The organism is Limnohabitans sp. 2KL-3 (genome assembly GCF_001269405.1).
Classification (GTDB): Bacteria; Pseudomonadota; Gammaproteobacteria; order Burkholderiales; family Burkholderiaceae_C; genus Limnohabitans_A.
Window position 1 is genome coordinate 92,825 of record NZ_CXON01000004.1, and the last position, 18,756, is coordinate 111,580.

The following is an 18,756-nucleotide window of genomic DNA, read 5'->3' on the forward strand; positions in this document are numbered from 1 at the left end:
GGTAGACCCCGGGTAGGTTTTGATTTCTTGTGTTCTGACAAGGACTTGCAAGTGGCGACCGATCTGGCACGGCACTTGATTGTTCCCCTGTACCGCACCATGTCGAGTGCGGCACTACCAGGAGAGAAACCCATGAGTGACAAGACCCCCTCGCAGAGGGCGCAAGATTGGCTGTCGGGCTTTGAGAATGCCCTGAGCCAAGGCCAGACGGCACAAGCCACGGCCCTGTTTGACACCGACTGCTATTGGCGTGATCTGGTGTCGTTCACTTGGAACATTTGCACCCAGGAAGGCCAAAGTGCCATCGAGGCCATGCTGCAAGCGCGGCTGGCCGATGTGCAACCCTCGAACTTTGCACTCGAAGGTGAAGCCACCGAGGCCGATGGCGTGGTCGATGCCTGGTTCACCTTTGAAACCGGTGTCTCGCGCGGGCGTGGTCACCTGCGGCTCAAGGCCACGGCCCAAGGCGATAAGGCCTGGACGCTCTTGACCACCATGACCGAGCTCAAAGGCTTTGAGGAAAAAAAGGGCAGCCGGCGCGTCAAAGGGGCCGAACACGGGGCGCAGGTGGGCCGCAAAAGCTGGCTGGAGCGACGCCAGGATGAAGAGGCCCGCTTGGGCTACGACGAGCAGCCCCATGTGCTGATCGTGGGCGGCGGTCAGGGCGGCATCATGCTGGCGGCCCGGCTGCGGCGTCTGGGTGTGCCGACCATCGTGGTCGAGCGCAATGAAAAAGCCGGTGACAGCTGGCGCAAGCGCTACAAAACCCTGTGCCTGCACGACCCGGTTTGGTACGACCACCTGCCCTACATGCCTTTCCCCGACGACTGGCCGGTGTTTGCCCCCAAGGACAAGGTCGGTGACTGGCTGGAGATGTACACCAAGGTCATGGAGATCAACTACTGGGGATCGACCACCGCCAAAAAGGCCACATTCAACGAAGCCAAGGGCGAGTGGGAAGTCGTGGTGGACCGGGCTGGCCAAGAGGTGGTGTTGCGCCCCAAAGAGCTGGTGTTTGCGCTGGGCGTATCGGGTTATGCCAACGTGCCCAAGATTGCGGGCGCTGACAGCTTTTTGGGCGACCAGCACCATTCCAGCAAGCACCCTGGCCCCGAGACCTACAAAGGCAAAAAAGCGGTGGTGTTGGGCTCCAACAATTCCGCGCACGACATCTGCGCGGCCCTGTGGGAAAACGGCGTCGATGTGACCATGGTGCAGCGCAGCAGCACACACATTGCGCCTTCGGAGTCGCTCATGGAGCTGGCGCTGGGTGGGCTCTACAGCGAAGAGGCGGTGCAAAGCGGCATTGACCACCACAAGGCCGATTTGGTGTTTGCCAGCGTGCCCTATCAGATCATGCACACCTTCCACATTCCGGTGTATGACGAGATGAAAAAGCGCGATGCCGACCTGTACGGACGGCTGGAAAAGGCGGGCTTCATGTTGGACTTTGGCGACGATGGCTCGGGCCTGTTCATGAAGTACCTGCGCCGGGGCTCGGGTTATTACATCGATGTGGGTGCGAGCGAGCTGGTGGCCAACGGCAGTGTGAAGCTCAAAAGCCACAACAACATCGAGCGCATCAACCCCAAAAGCGTGACCCTGACCGATGGCACCGAGCTGGAGGCCGATTTGCTGGTGTACGCCACGGGTTATGGCTCGATGAACCACTGGCTGGCCGATCTGATCTCACCCGAAGTGGCCGACCGTGTGGGCAAGGTCTGGGGCTTGGGTTCGGGCACCACCAAAGACCCCGGCCCTTGGGAAGGCGAGTTGCGCAACATGTGGAAACCCACACAACAAAAACAGCTGTGGATCCATGGCGGCAACCTGCACCAAAGCCGCCATTACTCGCAGTTTTTGTCGCTGCAACTGAAGGCGCGTTACGAAGGCCTGGACACGCCGGTGTACAAGCCTGCACCGGTGCACCACTTGCGCTGAAACGGGCGCTGCATCTGATGCTGCGCTGATCGGCACCACTGCCTGCACATGTTCAGGTGTGCAGGTGGGGTGCCGATCCCTTTTTTCAGCCCTGGCCCCTCAAATAATCCAGCGCCGAAAACTGTGCGGCCCGCTCGATCACCTCGCCCGCAGCCAACATCCGGTCTTCGCGGAATTTGGTGCTGACGATCTGCACGCCCACGGGCAAGCCGTTCACCACCCCGGTGGGCACCGACAGGCCCGGCAAACCCAGTGTGGCGGTGCTCAGCAAGGGCGCTTGCGCCAGCAGGATTTGTGCGGTGCGTTCGGCCGAGTGCTGGTCGTCGTCGATGGGGAGCTGCCGCTCCCACGAGTTGGGCATGAGCAGCACCGGGTAACGCGCCAAAAACACCGCCCAATCGCGGGCGATGTTGAAGCGACGGGTCATCGAGTCCAGATACTGGTCGCGGTCCCACACGGGGTTGATGGCCATGTAGTGGCTCAAAGCGGTGCGCAAAGCGTCGTCGCCGTGCTCGCGCATGAAGGGCTCACCGCCCCGGCGCATGTCGTTCATGACCATGTGGAACTGCATGGCCGAAACCTCGGCAAAGTGGGGTGGCTCCACTTCTTCGACGGTGTAGCCCGCCTCCTGCAACCACTGGGCCGCCTGATCGACGGCAGCGCTCACCGTGGGGTCAACGGCCGAATGCGCCCAGCTGCGAAACACCGCCACGCGGGTGGGCTGCTTGGCATCGGCAAATTCAAGCGGGGCAGGCACCCATTGCGGGTCGAGTGCCAAACTTTCGGGCGAGCCTTGCGCCATGACCTGCAGCGCCAGCCGGGCATCGGCCACCGTGCGGGTCAGTGGCCCTTGCACCGACATTTGCTGGTTGCTGATGATGCGGTTGGGGGCGCTGGCCTTGTAAGACGGCACCCGGCCCACCGTAGTGCGCAAGCCCACCACACCACAGGCCCAGGCCGGATAGCGGATCGAGCCGCCGTAGTCGTTGCCGTGCGCGATCGCGCCCATGCCCAAAGCGGTGGCCACGGCTGCACCGCCGCTGGAGCCACCGGGGGTGACGCCCGCGTCAAACGGGTTGAGCGTGCGGCCGTGCAAGGCGTTGTCGGTGAACCAGCGCAGCGAAAAGGCGGGCGCGTTGTTGCGTCCCACAATGATCGCCCCCGCTTCGCGCATGGACTGCACCAGGGGTGAGTCGCTGCTGGCAATGTTGTCTTTGAAGTCGTGCACACCTTCGTCGGTGGCCTCGCCCTGCACGTCGATGTTGATCTTGATGGTGACCGGCACGCCGTGCAGCGGCCCCAGAGCATCGCCCCGGGTTTGTGCGGCGTCTGCCGCATCGGCGGCTTGCAAAGCTTTGTCGGGCGTGACGCTGGCCAAGGCGTTGACCTGCGGGTTGGCCTCGGCAATGCGGGCCAGCACGCTTTCGGTGGCGGCGCGTGCGGTGGTTTCGCGGCGGGCGATGCGAGCAGCCAATTCGGTGGCGCTCAGTTGCCAAAGTTCGGTGGCCATGGTGTTCAGTCTTTCAAATAGCGTTGTGTGAGCAAGGCCCAGAAGGCTGCGCCCACGGGCAAGATGTCGTCGTTGAAGTCGTAACCCGGGTTGTGCACCATGCAGGCGTGGGCGACCGCGCTGTCACCCGTGCCCTCGCCCGCACCGTTGCCAATCATGAAATAACTGCCCGGGCAGTGCTCCAGCATGAAGGCAAAGTCTTCGCTGCCTGTGAGCGGGCGGCCTTGGCGCATGACGCGTTCTGCCCCCAGCAGCTCGGTACCCACCTGGCGGGCCAACTCGGTCTCTGCGGCGGTGTTCACCAGCACGGGGTAGTCGCGCTTGTAGTCGATGTGCGCTTGCACACCCAGACTTTGGGCCTGCGCTGTGACCAAGGCGGTGATGCGCTCTTGCAGCAGGTCGCGCACCTCGCGGTCGAGCGAGCGCACGCTCAGCTCCAGCCGGGCGCTGGCAGGAATCACGTTGTTGGCTTTGCCCGCCACCAGCGAACCCACGGTGATCACGGCGGTGTGCTGCGGGTCCACATTGCGCGAGACGATGGTTTGCAGCGTCATGACGATGGCGGCCGCTGCCACGATGGGGTCTTGTGCGCGGTGCGGCATGGCCCCGTGCCCACCCACCCCCGTCAGGGTGATGGTCACGTCGTCGCTGGACGCCATGGCCGGGCCCTCGATGAACACCAGCTGCCCCGCAGGCACGCCGGGCATGTTGTGTGCAGCAAAAATCGCGTCACACGGAAAGCGCTCGAACAGACCTTCTTCGATCATGATCTTCGCGCCGCCCGGGTGCTCTTCGGCGGGCTGAAAAATCAGGTTCAGCGTGCCCGAAAACTCGACTTCTTGGGCGATGTATTGGGCAGCCGCCATGAGCATGGCGCTGTGCCCGTCGTGGCCGCAGGCGTGCATCACGCCGTCGTGCACGCTGCAGTGCGCCAGGTCATTGGCCTCGTGGATGGGCAGCGCGTCCATGTCGGCCCGCAAGCCCAGGCGTTTGTGGCCGCTGCCGCGCTGCAACTGAGCCACCAGCCCGGTGCTGGCCAGACCGCGTGTGACGGTGTAGCCCCAGCTTTGCAACTGCTCGGCCAGCAACTGCGAGGTGCGAAACTCTTGCAGGCCCAGCTCGGGGTGGCGGTGCAAATCGCGGCGCAGCGCCACAAAAGGGGCCGCACGCTGCTGCAGGGCGTGCAGCATGTTCATTGGGCTTCGAGTTGGATGGACTTGGCAATGCCTTGGTAGAGCTTGACCTCATCGGCATAGACCTGATCGGTCTGGTCCAAACGCAAGGCGTCACCCACTTCCTGGCCCATGGCGGTCATGGTGTTGCGGAAGTCAGCGTCAAACATGGTCTTGGTCAGCGCCCGGTGCAGGGCCTCGACAATGGGCTCGGGCGTGCCTTTTTTCACGTAGTAGCCGCTGCCAATCGTGTAATGAAACCCTTTGAGTTCTTTGGCCTGGTCCACCGAGGGCACCTCCGGAATCAGGCGCTGCGGCTGGGGCGACAGGGCGCCGATGAATTTGGTTTTGCCTTCTTTGGCCATGGCCACATGGGGCGCACCATAGGGGGTGATGAACAGGTCAATCTGGCCGCCGAGCAAGTCTTGCAGGATGGGGCCACCGCCTTTGTAGGGCACATGCAGCATCTGGGCACCGAGCTTTTTGGCCATTTCTTCGCCCAGCAAATGGTAGAAGCTGCCAATGCCCACGCTGGCGTAGTTGACCGGTTTGCCCGCTTTGGAACGTTTGATGATCTCGGCCACCATCTCTTGCGGGTTGTTGGCCGGGAAGTTCTTGCTGGCCACGATGGCCATGGGGGCCATGGCCATGCGCTGGATCAGGCGAAAGTCATCGGGCTTGTGCTTGACGGCCTTCATGGCCAAGGGAGCGAGGATGAGTTCGTTGGGCGAGCCCTGAAACAGGTAGTAGCCGTCTGCGGGGGCATTGAGCACTTTTTGTGCCGCGATGGCCCCGCCTGCACCGCCCAGGTTTTCGATGATGACCGGCTGCTTGAGTTCGGCCGCCAAGGCCACGTTGACCTTGCGGGCAATCAGGTCTGACAGACCACCGGCCGGATACGGCACCATGAGGGTCACGGGCTTGCTGGGGAAGTTTTGTGCCAGAGCGGGGGCGCTGGCCGCCATGGCCAGGCTCAGCAGCAGGCCCAGGGGTTTGAGCAGTTTCATGCGGGTCTCCATCGTCAAAATGATGGCGCGATGCTAGACCTGACAGGGGACAACCGAAAGACTGTTAATTCTTTTCATGACAACCCATGGTTGTCATTGGATTAAACTGCCCGACCATGAAACTGCACCAACTCCAGGCCTTGGTGGCCGCCGTCGAACACGGCAGCATCCGCGCAGCCGCCCGCGAATTGCACCTGACGCAGGCGGCCCTGACCAAGTCTTTGCGCCAGCTGGAAGAAGACACGGGCGTGGCCTTGTTGATACGCAAATCACGGGGCATCGTGCTGACCGAAGCGGGCCAGCGCCTGCACGCCCGCGCCCAGCTGGTGATGCGCCAAATGGCCTTGGCGCAAGACGAGTTGCAGCAGGCCCAAGGCGACCAAGAGGGCACGGTGCGGGTGGCGCTCACGCCTTACCTCATGCTCACGGTGTTGGGCGAGGCGTTTTTGTGGTTTCGCAAACGCTACCCGCGCATCCAGCTGCGCTTGATTGAAGGCCTGGTGGCGCGGGTGTTGCCGGGTTTGCGTGACGGCACCGTGGACTTCGCCATCGTGGCCGACAGCGGCGACGTGACGCCGCAAGAGTTTCAGTGCACCCGTTTGCAAAAAGACCAGCAAAAACTGGTGGTGCGGGCGGGGCACCCGGTGTTGCTGCAGCCCACCGCTGCCAAGCTGGCGGCATTGGAGTGGGTCATGCCGGGGCCGTTTTCGCAAGGGCTGGACGAGGGGCTGCTGGCCATGTTTTCACAAGCAGGTGTGGCCCCGCCCAGCCAAATCACCCGCTGCGACGCCATGGCCGCCATGGCTTTGATCCGCCAATCGGACGCCATGAGCGTAATGCCCGCCGCTTTGCTGGCCCAACCCGAGGGACATGGTTTGGTGGAGTTGTCATTACTCAGCATGCGCCCACCGGACATCGAGCTGGTCTTGCTGTCCCCACCCGATGTGCCGCTGACCCCCGCAGCGGCTTATTTGGCGCGTTGCCTGACGGATGCCATCGCTGCGCGGGGCCGCCCCTGAAAAACAGGCAATCAAACTGGCAATCGCTGTGCCCCACATGAATGCTGATTTTGTAGGAGCGGCGCCCCCGCCGCGATAGCGCCTCGCAGACCACTTCAAAGTTCACAGGGCCGGATCAATCAAATCAAGGCATCGGTGTCGCGGTTGATGGCTTGGCAGTGGCGCTGTGCAAAGTGCCAAACAAGTTCTTCGGGTCTTGCATGGACGGGATCAGGTCCAGTCGTTGGCCGTAACCCAGTGCCAACGCGGCATCGTGCATGAAGCGCAGTGCAGAAAAGTCTTCCAGGGCAAAGCCCACCGAGTCGAAAACGGTGATTTGCTGCGCACTGTCACGGCCAACGCAGCGCTGGCTCAGCACCTCCCACAGCTCGGTCACGGCAAAGTCAGGTGGCATTTGCTGAATGTCGCCCTCCATGCGGGTTTGCAGTGCGTACTCCACAAACACTTTGGCCGCACGCAGCACGCCTGCAGACAGCTCGGTTTTGCCCGGACAGTCGCCGCCCACCGCGTTGATGTGCATGCCCGGCTCCAGCATGTCCGCGCTGAGGATGGTGGCACAGGTTTTGTCGGCGGTGATCGTGGTGACGATGTCGGCTCCTTGGACCGCGTGGGCGGTGCTGGGGCACACCACCAACTTCAAGCCGCTGCCACTCAAATTGCTGACCAGTTTGGCGGTGGCTTGTGGGTCAATGTCGTAAAGGCGCAAGGTGGTGATGCCCACCAAGTGCTGAAACGCCAGCGCCTGAAACTCGCTTTGAGCACCGTTGCCAATCAGGGCCATCACCCGGCTGTCGGGTCGCGCCAAGGTTTTGGCGGCCAAAGCCGAGGTGGCGGCGGTGCGCAGGGCGGTGGTCAGGGTCAGCTCGCTGATCAAGGTGGGGGCACCTGTTTGCACATCTGCCAGCAGCCCAAAGGCCATCACCGTGGGCATGCCCAGGGCGGTGTTGCCGGGGTGACCGTTGACGTATTTGAAGCTGTAGGCCTGGGCGTTGGAGATCGGCATCAGCTCGATCACGCCGTGGTGTGAGTGGTGGGCCACGCGGGGTGATTTGTCAAAGTCGTGCCAACGCAAAAAGTCGGCTTGGATGTGGTCAGCCATGCAGGCCATGCAATTGTTCAAGCCCAAGTGTTGGACCATGGCCACGGCATCGGGGGCGCTCAGGTAAAGGGGGGACTGGAATTCGGTACGGTCGGGGCGGTTTTGTACTTGAGCGTTTTGGGCGTGGTTCATGCGCGGGTTCTGTGGGTCCTTCAGACCCTGTTGATCGAGGAAGCAGTTTCTTGGATCGCGATGCCAATGTAAATGGATATAAATGTGCTGTTTTGTTGGTTATATTGCCAAAATGTCAAGTTGCAGTGACAATTTGGCACATGGATGACATCGACCAAAGCCTGATCGGCCTGCTGCGGCAAAACGCCCGTTTGAACATTGCCGACTTGGCCCACAAGCTCGGGGTGTCTCGCGGCACCGTGAACAACCGCCTGCGCAAACTCGAAGACAGCCAAGTCATCGTGGGCTACACCGTGAAGCTGCGGCCCGAAACCGAGACCGAGCGCATCAGGGCCTGGATGGGCGTGCTGGTCGAGGGCAACACCACCCGGCAAGTGATTGCGAGTTTGTTGGGCGAGCCGGGTGTGGCGGCTTTGCACGACACCAATGGCCGCTGGGATTTGCTGGCCGAAATCGAGGCCACTTCAATGAAAGAGCTGTCGCAGGTGCTGGAGCGCATCCGCCTGATCAGCGGCATCCGCAGCACCGAAACCAACATCCACCTGGCGACTTACCGTTGACGCTGTTTGCGTCAGAGTTGAGCTGACGCATTCCCTTCAAGAAGGCGTGGTTCGTTGCGGCAGCTGTTCATGGCTTGCCTCGCAGCGCTGGCAGGTTTTGCCAGCGGTTTTGTGCTTTTCGGCCATTTGAGAATGCGCGCTTGTGCCCTTACCCTGAAGTCCGATGAAAAGCCTGTGCATGCGCCTGTTGTCGGGTGCCGTGGGCTTTGCACAAGGAGACACACATGAACCCGCACGGATTCCCGGTTGACCGCAGGCAGGCTTTGGTGGCCCTGTCGGCCATGGCGGTGGGCAGCGCGGCGCTGGCTCAAAGCCGCCCCACAGACGCTTTCCCGACCAAGCCAATCCAGCTGGTGCTGCCCTTTCCACCCGGGGGCTCGATGGACCCGATCTTTCGCACCTTGGCCGAGGCTGCGTCCAAAGAGCTCGGCCAAAGCGTGGTGCTGATGCACAAGCCCGGTGCGGGCGGTGTCATGGGCACGGCGGCGCTGGCGAGCATGCCCGAGTCGGACGGCTACACGGTGGCCGTGATGCACAACTCGGTGATCCGCGCACCTCTGGTGCAAAAGGTCAACTTCGACCCGCTTAAAGACTTCACTTACTTGATTGGCCTGTTCAACCTGACCACCGGCATTTGCGTGGCCGCCGATGCCCCTTGGCAAACGCTGGGCGATTTGCTGGCCGATGCCAAGAAGCGCCCGGGTGCCATCAGCTGGGGCACGGTGGGGGCGATCAGCATCAACCGCATCGTGGCCGAGCGCTTGGCCAAAATGGCAGGCACTTCGTTCAACATGGTGCCTTTCAAGGGCGGTGGAGAAGCCTTCACCGCCTTGATCGGGCGGCACTTGGACGTGTACGGCGACCCCGGCTTTGGCGCACAGGTGCGCGGCGGCAAAGCGCGGCTTTTGGCCACATTCACGCAAGAGCCCCTGAAAGGCTACCCGGGTGTGCCGACCGTCAAGGCGGCGGGCTTTGACATCACCATCGACTCGCCCATGGGCCTGGTCGCGCCCAAGAACCTGCCGCCCGCCATCGCGACCAAGCTGGCAGCGGCTTTTCGCAAGGCCTCGGCCGACGCGGTGCACCAAATCCAGTTGGAGAACTTTGACATGCAGCCCAACCTGATGACGGGCGAGGCCTACACCGCCTACGCCCGTACGGCCTTCGAGCGCGACGCCAAGATGCTCAAGGACATGGGCTTCAAGCTGGACTGAAAGCACCGCCATGAACCCCGTCATCTCTGACGACCCGCTGGCGATTTTTGCGAAGACGCCGTTCACGCGCCTGATCGGCATGCGGCGTGATTTCTCCGAAGGCGGCAAGGCACAAATTTCGCTTGATCCGCACGCCGACTTGGGCAATGTGATCGGCGCAGTACACGGCGGCGTGGTGGTCACGCTGCTCGATGTGGTCATGGCCAGCGCATCGGTCTCGCAGGTCGATTTTCAAAAGACCGTGGTCACACTGAACCTGGACACCTGCTTTTTGGAGCCCGGGCGTGGCCCGCTGACGGCGCATGGCGAAGTGGTCAGCTGCGACGACGATGTGGCTTGGTGCCAAGCCAAGGTGTGCGACGCCCAAGGCCGCGTGGTGGCCAAAGCGCAGGGCTCGTTCCGTTACTTGCCCAGACCCCAATGAAACCATCGCGTTCAATTTGGCACTCAAGGAAACTGCATGAGCCTTCCCCATGAATCCCCGGCCCTCTTGAGCCGCAGTGCGGTGATGAACCTGCTGGATGAGGCCATGGTTCAAGCAGCTTTGGCCCGAGTCAACGGCGGCAGCGCTGACAAGCAGCCGGTGCGTTCGGTGGTGGCCGTGGACCTGCACATGTCGTTCATGCGCCCGGCCGCAGGCCAAGCCATGGCCACGGCCCAGGTGGTCGGCGGCGGCAAGACCATGGTGTTTTGCGAAGCGCAGCTGTGCAACACCGAGGGCGACGTGTTGGCCCAGGCCCTCGGCACCTACCGGGCACAAACATCCTGACGCGGCCCCAGGTTCACCGTTGTTGAGGTCTGTGACCGGTCACAATCGGCACCCTGCTGACGATGGCGTATTGACCCCACTTTCTCCCATGCACACCCTTGAACAACTGCGCAGCGGCGCTTTGGCGGGCACGCGCCGCCTCGATCTGTCTTGCGGCCTGACTGAGTTGCCCCACGAGGTTTTTGACCTGGCCGACACGCTGGAGGTGCTCAACCTGAGCGGCAACCGGCTGCGCGATTTGCCACACCAGCTGAGCCAGTTGCACAAGATGCAGGTGCTGTTTGCCTCAGACAACGACTTCACCGCGCTGCCCGAAGTGTTGGGCGATTGCCCGGCATTGCACATGGTCGGCTTCAAGGCCAACCGCATTGCCCATGTGCCTGCCGCCGCGCTGCCGCCCGCTTTGCGTTGGTTGACGCTGACCGACAACGCCATCGGCCATTTGCCCAGCGAATTGGGCCAGCGCCCGGCCCTACAAAAGTTGATGCTGGCGGGCAACCAACTCACCGCACTGCCCGACAGCCTGCAGGCGGCACACCGACTGGAATTGCTGCGCGTATCGGCCAACCGCCTGAGCAAGGTGCCCGGCTGGCTGACCGAATTGCCGCGCCTGTCCTGGTTGGCCTTGGCGGGCAATGCGCTGGGCTGGGTTTGTCCCGCAGGGTCTGACTTGCCAAGCATCGCCTGGCCCGATCTGACGCACGGCCCGCTGCTGGGCGAGGGGGCTTCGGGCCACATTTACCAAGTGCAGGCCACGGGCTGGTCGCAAGCTTTGGCGCTCAAGCTGTTCAAAGGGGCTGTCACCAGCGACGGTTTGCCCCAAGACGAGCTGGCCGCCTGCCTGGCGGCGGGGCAGTACCCCAGCCTGACCACCCCGGTGGCACGGCTCACGGACCACCCCACGCAGGCGCAGGGTTTGTTGATGCCACTCATCCCGGCCGCACACATCAATCTGGCCGGTCCGCCCAGCTTGCAAAGCTGCACGCGGGATGTGTACCCACCGGGCTTTCAACTCTCATCCGCGTTGGCCCTTGGCATTGCCCACGATGTGGCCCATGCGCTGGCGCACTTGCACCTGCGTGGTGTGATGCACGGCGACTTGTATGCCCACAACATCCTGATCGACCCGGTGCATGGCCAAGCCCAGCTGGGCGACTTTGGCGCGGCCACGCGATTGCCCATGGACACACCCGAGCTGCAACAAAGTCTGCTGGCGCTGGAGGTGCGGGCTTTGGGGTGTTTGCTGGAAGAACTGGTCCTTGCGGTGCAGCACCCATCAACAGCCCCTGCCACGACAACTTGGGGTCAAAAGGCTGGCTCGTCCTCAACAGCCGATGATTCATCAGCCGACGCAGCCGTCCCAACCCTGCAAGCACTGGCCCGTGCCTGCCTGTCAGATCAGCCGCGCCATCGGCCCACTGCGGTGGAGGTGGCGCAAGCCCTCCAAACCCTCAAGACTTGACGATCGTGACCTGATTCAGCTGGGCCTGCGCCTTGACCAGCGAGGGCACCATCTCGCTGCCGTAGCCCAAAGCCACGGCCGTGTTCAGGGCCTGGTGCACGCTGGTGCCAATCATGGAGGGCACCTTCACGCTCTCGGTCAGGTGTGAGTAATAACGCAAATCCTTGGCCGCATTGTTCAGCTCGAACTTCATCGCGCCGTAGTCGCCCTGCAGGGTTTTGCTCATCAGCTGGAACAGGCCCGAATTGACGCCCCCGGCCGAGATGACCTGCACCAATTGGTTCAGGTCCACGCCCGCCTTGGCCCCCACCGCAAAGGCCTCTGCTGTGGCGGTGCAAATGGCTTGCGCCACAAAGTTGTTGAGCAGCTTGATGACGTGGCCCGATCCCATCCCGCCGACATGGAACACGTTTTCGCTGTAAGCGCGAATCACCGGCTCGATGCGGGCGAAGACTTCAGGCGACGCGCCCACCATGGAGTTGAGCTTGCCCGCCTCGGCCTCGATGGGCGTGCGTGTGAGCGGCGCGTCCACATAAATCACGCCCTGCTCAGCGCAGAGTGCCGCCAGGCGGCGGGTGGACTCGGGTTCGCTGGTGGAGGTGTCGATGACGATCAGGCCCGCGCGTGCCTGGGACAACAAGCCGCCCGGCCCAGCCACCACCGCCTCGACCTGGGGAGAGCCGGTCACACAAATGAGCACCGCATCGCAAGCCGCCAAGTCGGCATAACTGCCCACCTGGCGGGCACCTGCGGCCAACAGGTCCTGCACGGGCGCGGTGCGCTGGTGGACCGAAATCGACAAGTCAAACCCTTTGGCCCGGATGTTCTTGGCCATGCCATGGCCCATCAAACCCGAAGCGCCGACAAATCCGATGTGTTGCATGTGAGTCTCTGGTGTGTGGTGAATGAACGGTCATTCTGGGAGAAAGTACAGGGTGGGGCTGTCGCCTGTGCAGCCGGGGACGGCCCTCAGTGCGCCTGAAATCAAGCGTTCAGGTCAGCACTTGCAATCCGTGTTTTTGCACAATGTCCAGCAGCTTCAAGGCCATGCCGCTGGGCTGCTTGTTGCCGGTTTCCCATTTTTGAATCGTGGATTCACTGGTGTTGAGGTACAGGGCGAAGACCGGTTGACTCACATGCTCACGCTCACGCAATTGTTTGATTTGATCGGGTGCCAGCAAGGGGGGCGTGACCAAGCAAGAAGCATCAAATTGACGCATGGTGGCCTTGTCGATCCCGCCGACTTTGAGCAAGGCTTTGGCCGATGCGTGGGCTGCCTGCAGTGCATCGCTTTTGTATTTGGGTTTAGGCTTCATGACAAATCTCCAGAAAATCACCTTCATCCAGCAGTTGCTGGAGTTGCGTTGAGGTCAGTCCTTTGTAGGCTTTGACCAGTGTGCGAAAAGTCATCAGTTCCCTCGCATCAATGTTGTCGCGGTCTTTTTTTGCAAACAGGAACTCATAGATCCAGAATTGACCGCAGTGCGCCAAGATGATGGAGCGATGTCGGTTTTCATCCAATCGTTTTTTGTAAACACCACCACCCAAATCGACCATTTGACCTTGGCCGATCTGTGTCACAGCTTTGCACAATTGCGCATCTGAAATTTTGGCCTTGCGTGCTTGTTAGTGAAACCATGCCGTCTTGAAAGTACGTGTCATTTGGTGTCCGCTCCCTGCTTAAAGTGTAGCACCAGGTGAGGTAATTGAGGTGGCTCAATGGCACTCACAAGGCCAGCGCCGTCGTGTTCTTGACCTCTTCCATCACCGCGTAGGTGCGCGTCTCGCGCACGCCGGGCAGTTGCCACAGCACGGTGCCGGCAAATTCGCGGTAGGCGTTCATGTCGGCGGCGCGGGTCTTGAGCAGGTAGTCAAAGCCCCCGGCCACCATGTGGCACTCCATGATTTCGGGGCGCACTTGCACCGCCGCCTTGAACTGCTCGAACACATTGGGGCTGGTGCGGTCGAGCAAGATTTCCACAAACACCATCATCCCCGCGCCCAGTTTGAGCGGGTTCAGACGCGCCTCGTAGCCCAGGATGAAGCCCTCGCGCGTCAGGCGCTGCACCCGCGCCAGCACCGCCGTGGGCGACAGGGCCACGCCTTCGGCGAGCTTGAGGTTGCTGATGCGGCCGTCGCGTTGCAGCAGATCCAGGATGCGGCGGTCGGTGCGGTCGATGTCCGGGGTTTCGGTGGGCATGGTGATTTTTATCCGGCTGATCTGATTAGATTTGGTGAAATATTCATCAAGTTTTCCGGATGATAGCGATTCATGCCCCTTGGCGGTCATTGTCGGGGCTGAAGCCACCGACCTACGAAGACAGGTTCTTGTAGGTCGGCGGCTTCAGCCCCGACATGACGCCAGCATCAAGTGCATCGAATCTGCAAGGCCACCACCATGAACGCACCCATGACCCCAAACACGCTGCCCACGGGCGCCCACTTCACCCCCGGCGGCCCGCTGCCCGAGCGCAGCGCCCTGCGCGAAGCCATCGCCCGCGCCACCCGCTTGCCTGAAGCGCAGGCCCTGGCCCCCTTGCTGGCCGCTGCCCGCATGAGCGGCCCCCAAGCCGAACGCACCGACGCGCTGGCCCGTCAGCTGGTGAGGGGCATGCGCGAAGGCCCACAACTGGGCGGGCGCGCCGCACGCGTGCAAAGCCTGATGCAGACCTACGCGCTGTCCAGCGAAGAAGGCGTGGCCCTGATGTGCCTGGCCGAGGCGCTGCTGCGCATCCCCGATGCGGCCACGCGCGACGCGCTGATCCGCGACAAGATTGGCCAGGGCGACTGGCAGCAACATGTGGGGCGCAGCCCTTCGCTGTTTGTGAACGCTGCGTCGTGGGGCCTGCTGCTCACGGGCAAGCTGGTGGCCACGCACAGCGAGGGCGCGCTGCTGGCCTCGCTCACCCGGCTGATCGGCAAAAGCGGCGAGCCGCTGATCCGCCAGGGTGTGCAACTGGCCATGCAGATGCTGGGCGAGCAGTTTGTGACGGGCGAGACGATTGACGAGGCCCTGCACCGCGCCCGCGCCATGGAAGCGCAAGGCTTTCGCTACTCGTATGACATGCTGGGTGAAGCGGCCCTGACCGAAGCCGACGCGCAGCGTTACATGCAGGCCTATGAAAACGCGATCCACGCGATTGGCAAGGCATCCAACGGCCAAGGCGTGGTGAACGGCCCGGGCATCTCGATCAAGCTATCGGCCCTGCACCCGCGCTACAGCCGCGCCCAGCACCAGCGCGTGATGGATGAACTGTTTCCGCGTGTGTTGAAGCTCACCGAATTGGCGATGCACTACGACATTGGCCTCAACATCGACGCCGAAGAGGTGGACCGTTTGGACATCTCGCTCGACCTGCTCGAAGCGCTGTGCCTGGCCCCCAGTTTGCAGGGCTGGCACGGGATCGGGTTTGTGATCCAGGCCTACCAAAAGCGCTGCCCCTTGGTGATCGACTTTGTGGTGGACTTGGCGCGCCGCACAGGCCACCGGCTGATGGTGCGTCTGGTCAAAGGCGCGTATTGGGACAGCGAAATCAAACGCGCCCAACTCGACGGGCAAAGCGACTACCCGGTCTACACCCGCAAGCACCACACCGACGTGTCGTACCTGGCCTGCGCCCAAAAACTGCTGGTCGCGCCCGATGTGGTGTACCCCCAATTTGCCACGCACAATGCGCACACGCTGGCGGCCATCGTGAGCATGGCCCAGGACATGCACGGCGACTACACACCCGGCCAGTACGAGTTTCAGTGCCTGCACGGCATGGGCGAGCCGCTGTACCGGCAGGTGGTCGGGCGAGCGAGCGCCGCCGGGCCGTCCCAAGGCGCGAGCACCCCCTCGGGGGGCAGCGGGCTACACGAAGTGAGCCTGCGTGGGGGCCAACAGTTCTCGCGGCCTTGCCGCATCTACGCCCCGGTGGGCACACATGAAACCCTGCTGGCTTATCTGGTGCGCCGTTTACTGGAAAACGGGGCCAACAGTTCATTCGTGAACCGCATGGGCGACGCGAGTGTGTCCATCAGCGATCTGGTGCATGACCCGGTGGCACGCACCGAAGAAGATGCCCTGCGCGAAGACAGCAGCCCCGGCCAGCCCCACCCGCAAATCGCGCTGCCCGCTCAGTTGTATGGCGCGGCCCGCCGCAATTCCAGCGGCCCGGACTTGGCGCACGAACCCACGCTGCGCCAACTGGCCGCAGACATGCAAGCGCAGGTGCAGCCTGTCGCGGTGACGCCACTGACCGCAACACCTGCCGCAGGGGGTACCATACACACCCTGCGCAACCCCGCCGACCACAGCGACGTGCTGGGCACAGTGCACTACGCCAGCCCGGCCGATGTGGAGAAAGCTCTTCAAGCCGCCAGCGAAGCCGTGCCCGGTTGGGCGACCACGCCACCCGCACAACGCGCCGTCTTGCTGGAGCACGCGGCCGATCTGCTGCAAGCCGATGCACCCCGCGTGATGGCCTTGCTGGTGCGCGAAGCGGGCAAGACCTGGGGCCACGCCGTGGCCGAGCTGCGCGAAGCGGTGGACTTTTTGCGTTACTACGCCGCACAGGTACGCCGCGACTTTGACCCCAGCACCCACACACCGCTGGGCCCGGTGCTGTGCATCAGCCCGTGGAATTTTCCGCTGGCGATTTTTGTGGGACAGGTGGCCGCCGCACTGGCCGCAGGCAATCCGGTGTTGGCCAAACCGGCCGAAGCCACCCCCGCCATCGCCGCCTTGGCCGTGCAAACACTGTGGGCTGCGGGGGTGCCACCAGCTGCTGTGCAGTTGCTGCCAGGCCGGGGCGCTGAAGTGGGCATGCAACTGGTGCGCGACGCCCGCGTGCAAGGCGTGCTGTTCACCGGCTCCACCGAGACCGCCCGCGTGCTGCAAGCAGCGCTGGCCGAGCGCCTGAACGCGCATGGCCAGCCTGTGCCGCTGATCGCCGAGACTGGCGGCCAAAACTGCATGGTGGTCGATTCGTCGGCCCTGCTGGAGCAAGTGGTGACCGACGCCATGGCTTCAGCCTTTGAGGCGGCCGGTCAGCGCTGCTCAGCCCTGCGCGTGCTGTGCGTACAGGACGATGTGGCCGACCGCCTGATCGCCATGCTGCAAGGCGCGATGGCCGAAATTCGCATGGGCGCGCCCGCGCATCTGGCGGTGGACATGGGGCCGGTGATCGACGAGCGGGCACGCGCAGGCATCGAAGCGCATGTGCAAGCCATGCAGCAGCGCGGCTGCCGAGTGCACCGCATCAGCGCCAACGCGCTGAACGCATCGCCCACCGTAGGCGCCCACCCCGTGGGCGATCAAACACCTGTCGGGGCTGAAGCCACCGACCTACAGACATCCCGTAGGTCGGCAACTTCAGGTCCGACGTTGCAGGCTTTGGCGCGGGCCCTTGTCGGGGCTGAAGCCTCCGACCTGCAGACATCCCGTAGGTCGGCACCTTCAGGTCCGACGTTGCAGGCTTTGGCGCAGGCCCATGTCGGGGCTGAAGCCTCCGACCTGCAGACATCCCGTAGGTCGGCACCTTCAGGTCCGACGTTGCAGGCTTTGGCGCAGGCCCATGTCGGGGCTGAAGCCGCCGACCTACAGACATCCCGTAGGTCGGCACCTTCAGGTCCGACGTTGCAGGCTTTGGCGCAAGCCCATGTCGGGGCGGAAGCCGCCGACCTACAGACACACGGCTTTGTAGGAGCCAGCCCTGCTGGCGATCAGACGCCTGTGGACCACAAGCCATCGCTTGCAGGGCAAGCCCCCACAAAATCCATGCAAAGTGCAACACCCGAATGGACAAAAAATGCCAACGGCTTGCCCGCAGGCACCTACGTGCAGCCCACGCTGATCGAAATCGACCGCATCGCTCAACTGCAACGCGAGGTCTTCGGCCCGGTCCTGCACATCGTGCGTTATGCCCGCAGTGAACTGCCCGAGCTGCTGCAAAGCATCCACGCCACCGGCTACGCCCTAACGCTGGGCGTGCACTCGCGCATCGAAGAGACCATCGCGCAAGTCATTGACCACAGCCACGCGGGCAATGTCTATGTGAACCGCAACATGGTGGGCGCGGTGGTGGGCGTGCAGCCCTTTGGCGGCGAAGGTCTGTCGGGCACCGGCCCCAAGGCGGGTGGGCCGCTTTACCTTTTGCGATTGTTGGCGCGTTGCCCGCCCGATGCCGCCTTGCGCAGCGTGCAGGCCAGCGGTGCGGCATCGCTGCCCCAGGTCACGCCTGCGTTGCAAGCCCTGCACGACTGGGCGGTGGCGCAAGGCCGTTTGCCGCTGGCGCATGTGTGTGCGCAATTTGCCGCGACCAGCCCGGCGGGTCTGCAAGCCACCCTGAGCGGCCCCACCGGCGAGCGCAACATCTACCGTGTGCAAGCCCGTGCACGGGTGCTGTGCCTGACGGGCGAACAGCCCGGGGCCGATGCCGACCGGCTGACGCAATTGGCCGCCGTGCTGGCCGTGGGCAGCCGCGCCGTGTGGCCCCTGTCCGCGCAGGCGCAGCACGCACAGCTGCCTGCTGCGGTGCAAAGCCAGGTGATGCTGGAAGAAATCGCCAACGGCCACCCGGTAGACGCCGCCTTGCTGCACGGCGACGCAGCCACCACCTTGCACTGGCAAGCCCAATTGGCGCAGCGCCCGGGGGCCATCGTCACGCTCACGGCCCTGCGCCCGGGCGATGCCGCCGTGCCGCTGGCACGCCTGGTGAGTGAGCGCAGCATCAGCACCAACACGGCCGCTGCGGGGGGCAACGCCAGTTTGATGACACTCAACATGTGATGTCCATGGATGCGGCCCTGTGAAGTTTGAAGTGAAAGGCTTGTATGGGGCGCAGCGGTCAGCGCTGCCATCTGGGTGGGAGCCCCGCCGCCTGGGCGA

The 18,756-nt window shown here is 63.2% G+C and carries 15 protein-coding genes and 1 pseudogene; 8 read left to right on the forward strand and 8 right to left on the reverse strand.

Annotation, left to right across the window (positions count from 1 at the left end; all coding sequences use genetic code 11):
• The first annotated feature begins 132 nt into the window (after positions 1-132).
• Positions 133-1,941, forward strand: a complete 1,809-nt coding sequence (locus AMM41_RS07530; protein WP_089956313.1) for a flavin-containing monooxygenase — start codon at positions 133-135, stop codon at positions 1,939-1,941.
• 85 nt (positions 1,942-2,026) lie between these two features.
• On the opposite strand, the gene AMM41_RS07535 is transcribed toward AMM41_RS07530, so the two are convergent.
• The 3 genes from AMM41_RS07535 to AMM41_RS07545 are packed head-to-tail and all read right to left on the reverse strand — an operon-like array spanning position 2,027 to position 5,630.
• Positions 2,027-3,451 carry an amidase family protein gene (locus AMM41_RS07535; RefSeq protein ID WP_089955605.1) on the reverse strand — a complete coding sequence of 475 codons (1,425 nt, stop codon included), beginning with the start codon at positions 3,449-3,451 and terminating at the stop codon, positions 2,027-2,029.
• Between the two features lie 5 nt (positions 3,452-3,456).
• Positions 3,457-4,647 carry a M20 aminoacylase family protein gene (locus AMM41_RS07540; RefSeq protein ID WP_089955609.1) on the reverse strand — a complete coding sequence of 397 codons (1,191 nt, stop codon included), beginning with the start codon at positions 4,645-4,647 and terminating at the stop codon, positions 3,457-3,459.
• A complete protein-coding gene (locus AMM41_RS07545) occupies positions 4,644-5,630 on the reverse strand; it encodes a tripartite tricarboxylate transporter substrate binding protein (RefSeq protein WP_089956314.1) in 987 nt (328 codons plus the stop codon). Before AMM41_RS07545 ends, AMM41_RS07540 begins: the two co-directional genes overlap by 4 nt.
• A gap of 116 nt (positions 5,631-5,746) precedes the next feature.
• Here AMM41_RS07545 and AMM41_RS07550 point away from each other — a divergent pair, with 116 nt between their 5' ends.
• On the forward strand, positions 5,747-6,649 hold the full coding sequence (locus tag AMM41_RS07550; protein ID WP_194944655.1) for a LysR substrate-binding domain-containing protein: 903 nt from the start codon (positions 5,747-5,749) through the stop codon (positions 6,647-6,649).
• Between the two features lie 124 nt (positions 6,650-6,773).
• Here AMM41_RS07550 and AMM41_RS07555 read toward each other — a convergent pair whose 3' ends face one another.
• A complete protein-coding gene (locus tag AMM41_RS07555; protein WP_089955617.1) occupies positions 6,774-7,880 on the reverse strand; it encodes an ornithine cyclodeaminase in 1,107 nt (368 codons plus the stop codon).
• Positions 7,881-8,020: 140 nt separating this feature from the next.
• Between AMM41_RS07555 and AMM41_RS07560 the strand changes: the two genes are divergently transcribed.
• The 5 genes from AMM41_RS07560 to AMM41_RS07580 all read left to right on the forward strand — a co-directional run bounded on the left by AMM41_RS07560 (position 8,021) and on the right by AMM41_RS07580 (position 11,885).
• Positions 8,021-8,440, forward strand: coding sequence for an Lrp/AsnC family transcriptional regulator (locus tag AMM41_RS07560; RefSeq protein WP_089955621.1), 420 nt, complete (start codon positions 8,021-8,023; stop codon positions 8,438-8,440).
• A 224-nt stretch (positions 8,441-8,664) separates the two neighbouring features.
• Complete coding sequence (locus AMM41_RS07565; protein WP_089955624.1) at positions 8,665-9,654, forward strand: tripartite tricarboxylate transporter substrate binding protein; 990 nt, start codon at positions 8,665-8,667, stop codon at positions 9,652-9,654.
• Between the two features lie 10 nt (positions 9,655-9,664).
• Positions 9,665-10,078, forward strand: a complete 414-nt coding sequence (locus AMM41_RS07570; RefSeq protein WP_089955629.1) for a PaaI family thioesterase — start codon at positions 9,665-9,667, stop codon at positions 10,076-10,078.
• 36 nt (positions 10,079-10,114) lie between these two features.
• Entirely contained in the window at positions 10,115-10,423 is a 309-nt protein-coding gene (locus tag AMM41_RS07575; protein ID WP_089955636.1) for a PaaI family thioesterase, read from the forward strand.
• A gap of 88 nt (positions 10,424-10,511) precedes the next feature.
• Positions 10,512-11,885 carry a leucine-rich repeat-containing protein kinase family protein gene (locus tag AMM41_RS07580; RefSeq protein WP_089955639.1) on the forward strand — a complete coding sequence of 458 codons (1,374 nt, stop codon included), beginning with the start codon at positions 10,512-10,514 and terminating at the stop codon, positions 11,883-11,885.
• On the opposite strand, the gene AMM41_RS07585 is transcribed toward AMM41_RS07580, so the two are convergent.
• From AMM41_RS07585 to AMM41_RS07600, 4 genes and pseudogenes are all read right to left on the reverse strand, one after another.
• Positions 11,875-12,768: an NAD(P)-dependent oxidoreductase gene (locus tag AMM41_RS07585; protein WP_089955642.1), complete on the reverse strand. Its 894-nt coding sequence runs from the start codon at positions 12,766-12,768 to the stop codon at positions 11,875-11,877. The genes AMM41_RS07580 and AMM41_RS07585 overlap by 11 nt on opposite strands.
• A gap of 109 nt (positions 12,769-12,877) precedes the next feature.
• Positions 12,878-13,201 carry a helix-turn-helix domain-containing protein gene (locus AMM41_RS07590; protein WP_089955646.1) on the reverse strand — a complete coding sequence of 108 codons (324 nt, stop codon included), beginning with the start codon at positions 13,199-13,201 and terminating at the stop codon, positions 12,878-12,880.
• Positions 13,191-13,496, reverse strand: a pseudogene (locus AMM41_RS07595) (type II toxin-antitoxin system RelE/ParE family toxin); the annotation flags it as partial. The gene AMM41_RS07590 and the pseudogene AMM41_RS07595, both read right to left, overlap by 11 nt.
• A gap of 115 nt (positions 13,497-13,611) precedes the next feature.
• Positions 13,612-14,085: an Lrp/AsnC ligand binding domain-containing protein gene (locus AMM41_RS07600; RefSeq protein ID WP_089956317.1), complete on the reverse strand. Its 474-nt coding sequence runs from the start codon at positions 14,083-14,085 to the stop codon at positions 13,612-13,614.
• Between the two features lie 210 nt (positions 14,086-14,295).
• On the opposite strand from AMM41_RS07600, the gene AMM41_RS07605 reads away from it, so the two are divergent.
• The gene (locus AMM41_RS07605) at positions 14,296-18,657 is read left to right on the forward strand and encodes a proline dehydrogenase family protein (protein WP_228769173.1); all 4,362 of its coding nucleotides are present in this window, start codon (positions 14,296-14,298) and stop codon (positions 18,655-18,657) included.
• Positions 18,658-18,756: the final 99 nt, after the last annotated feature.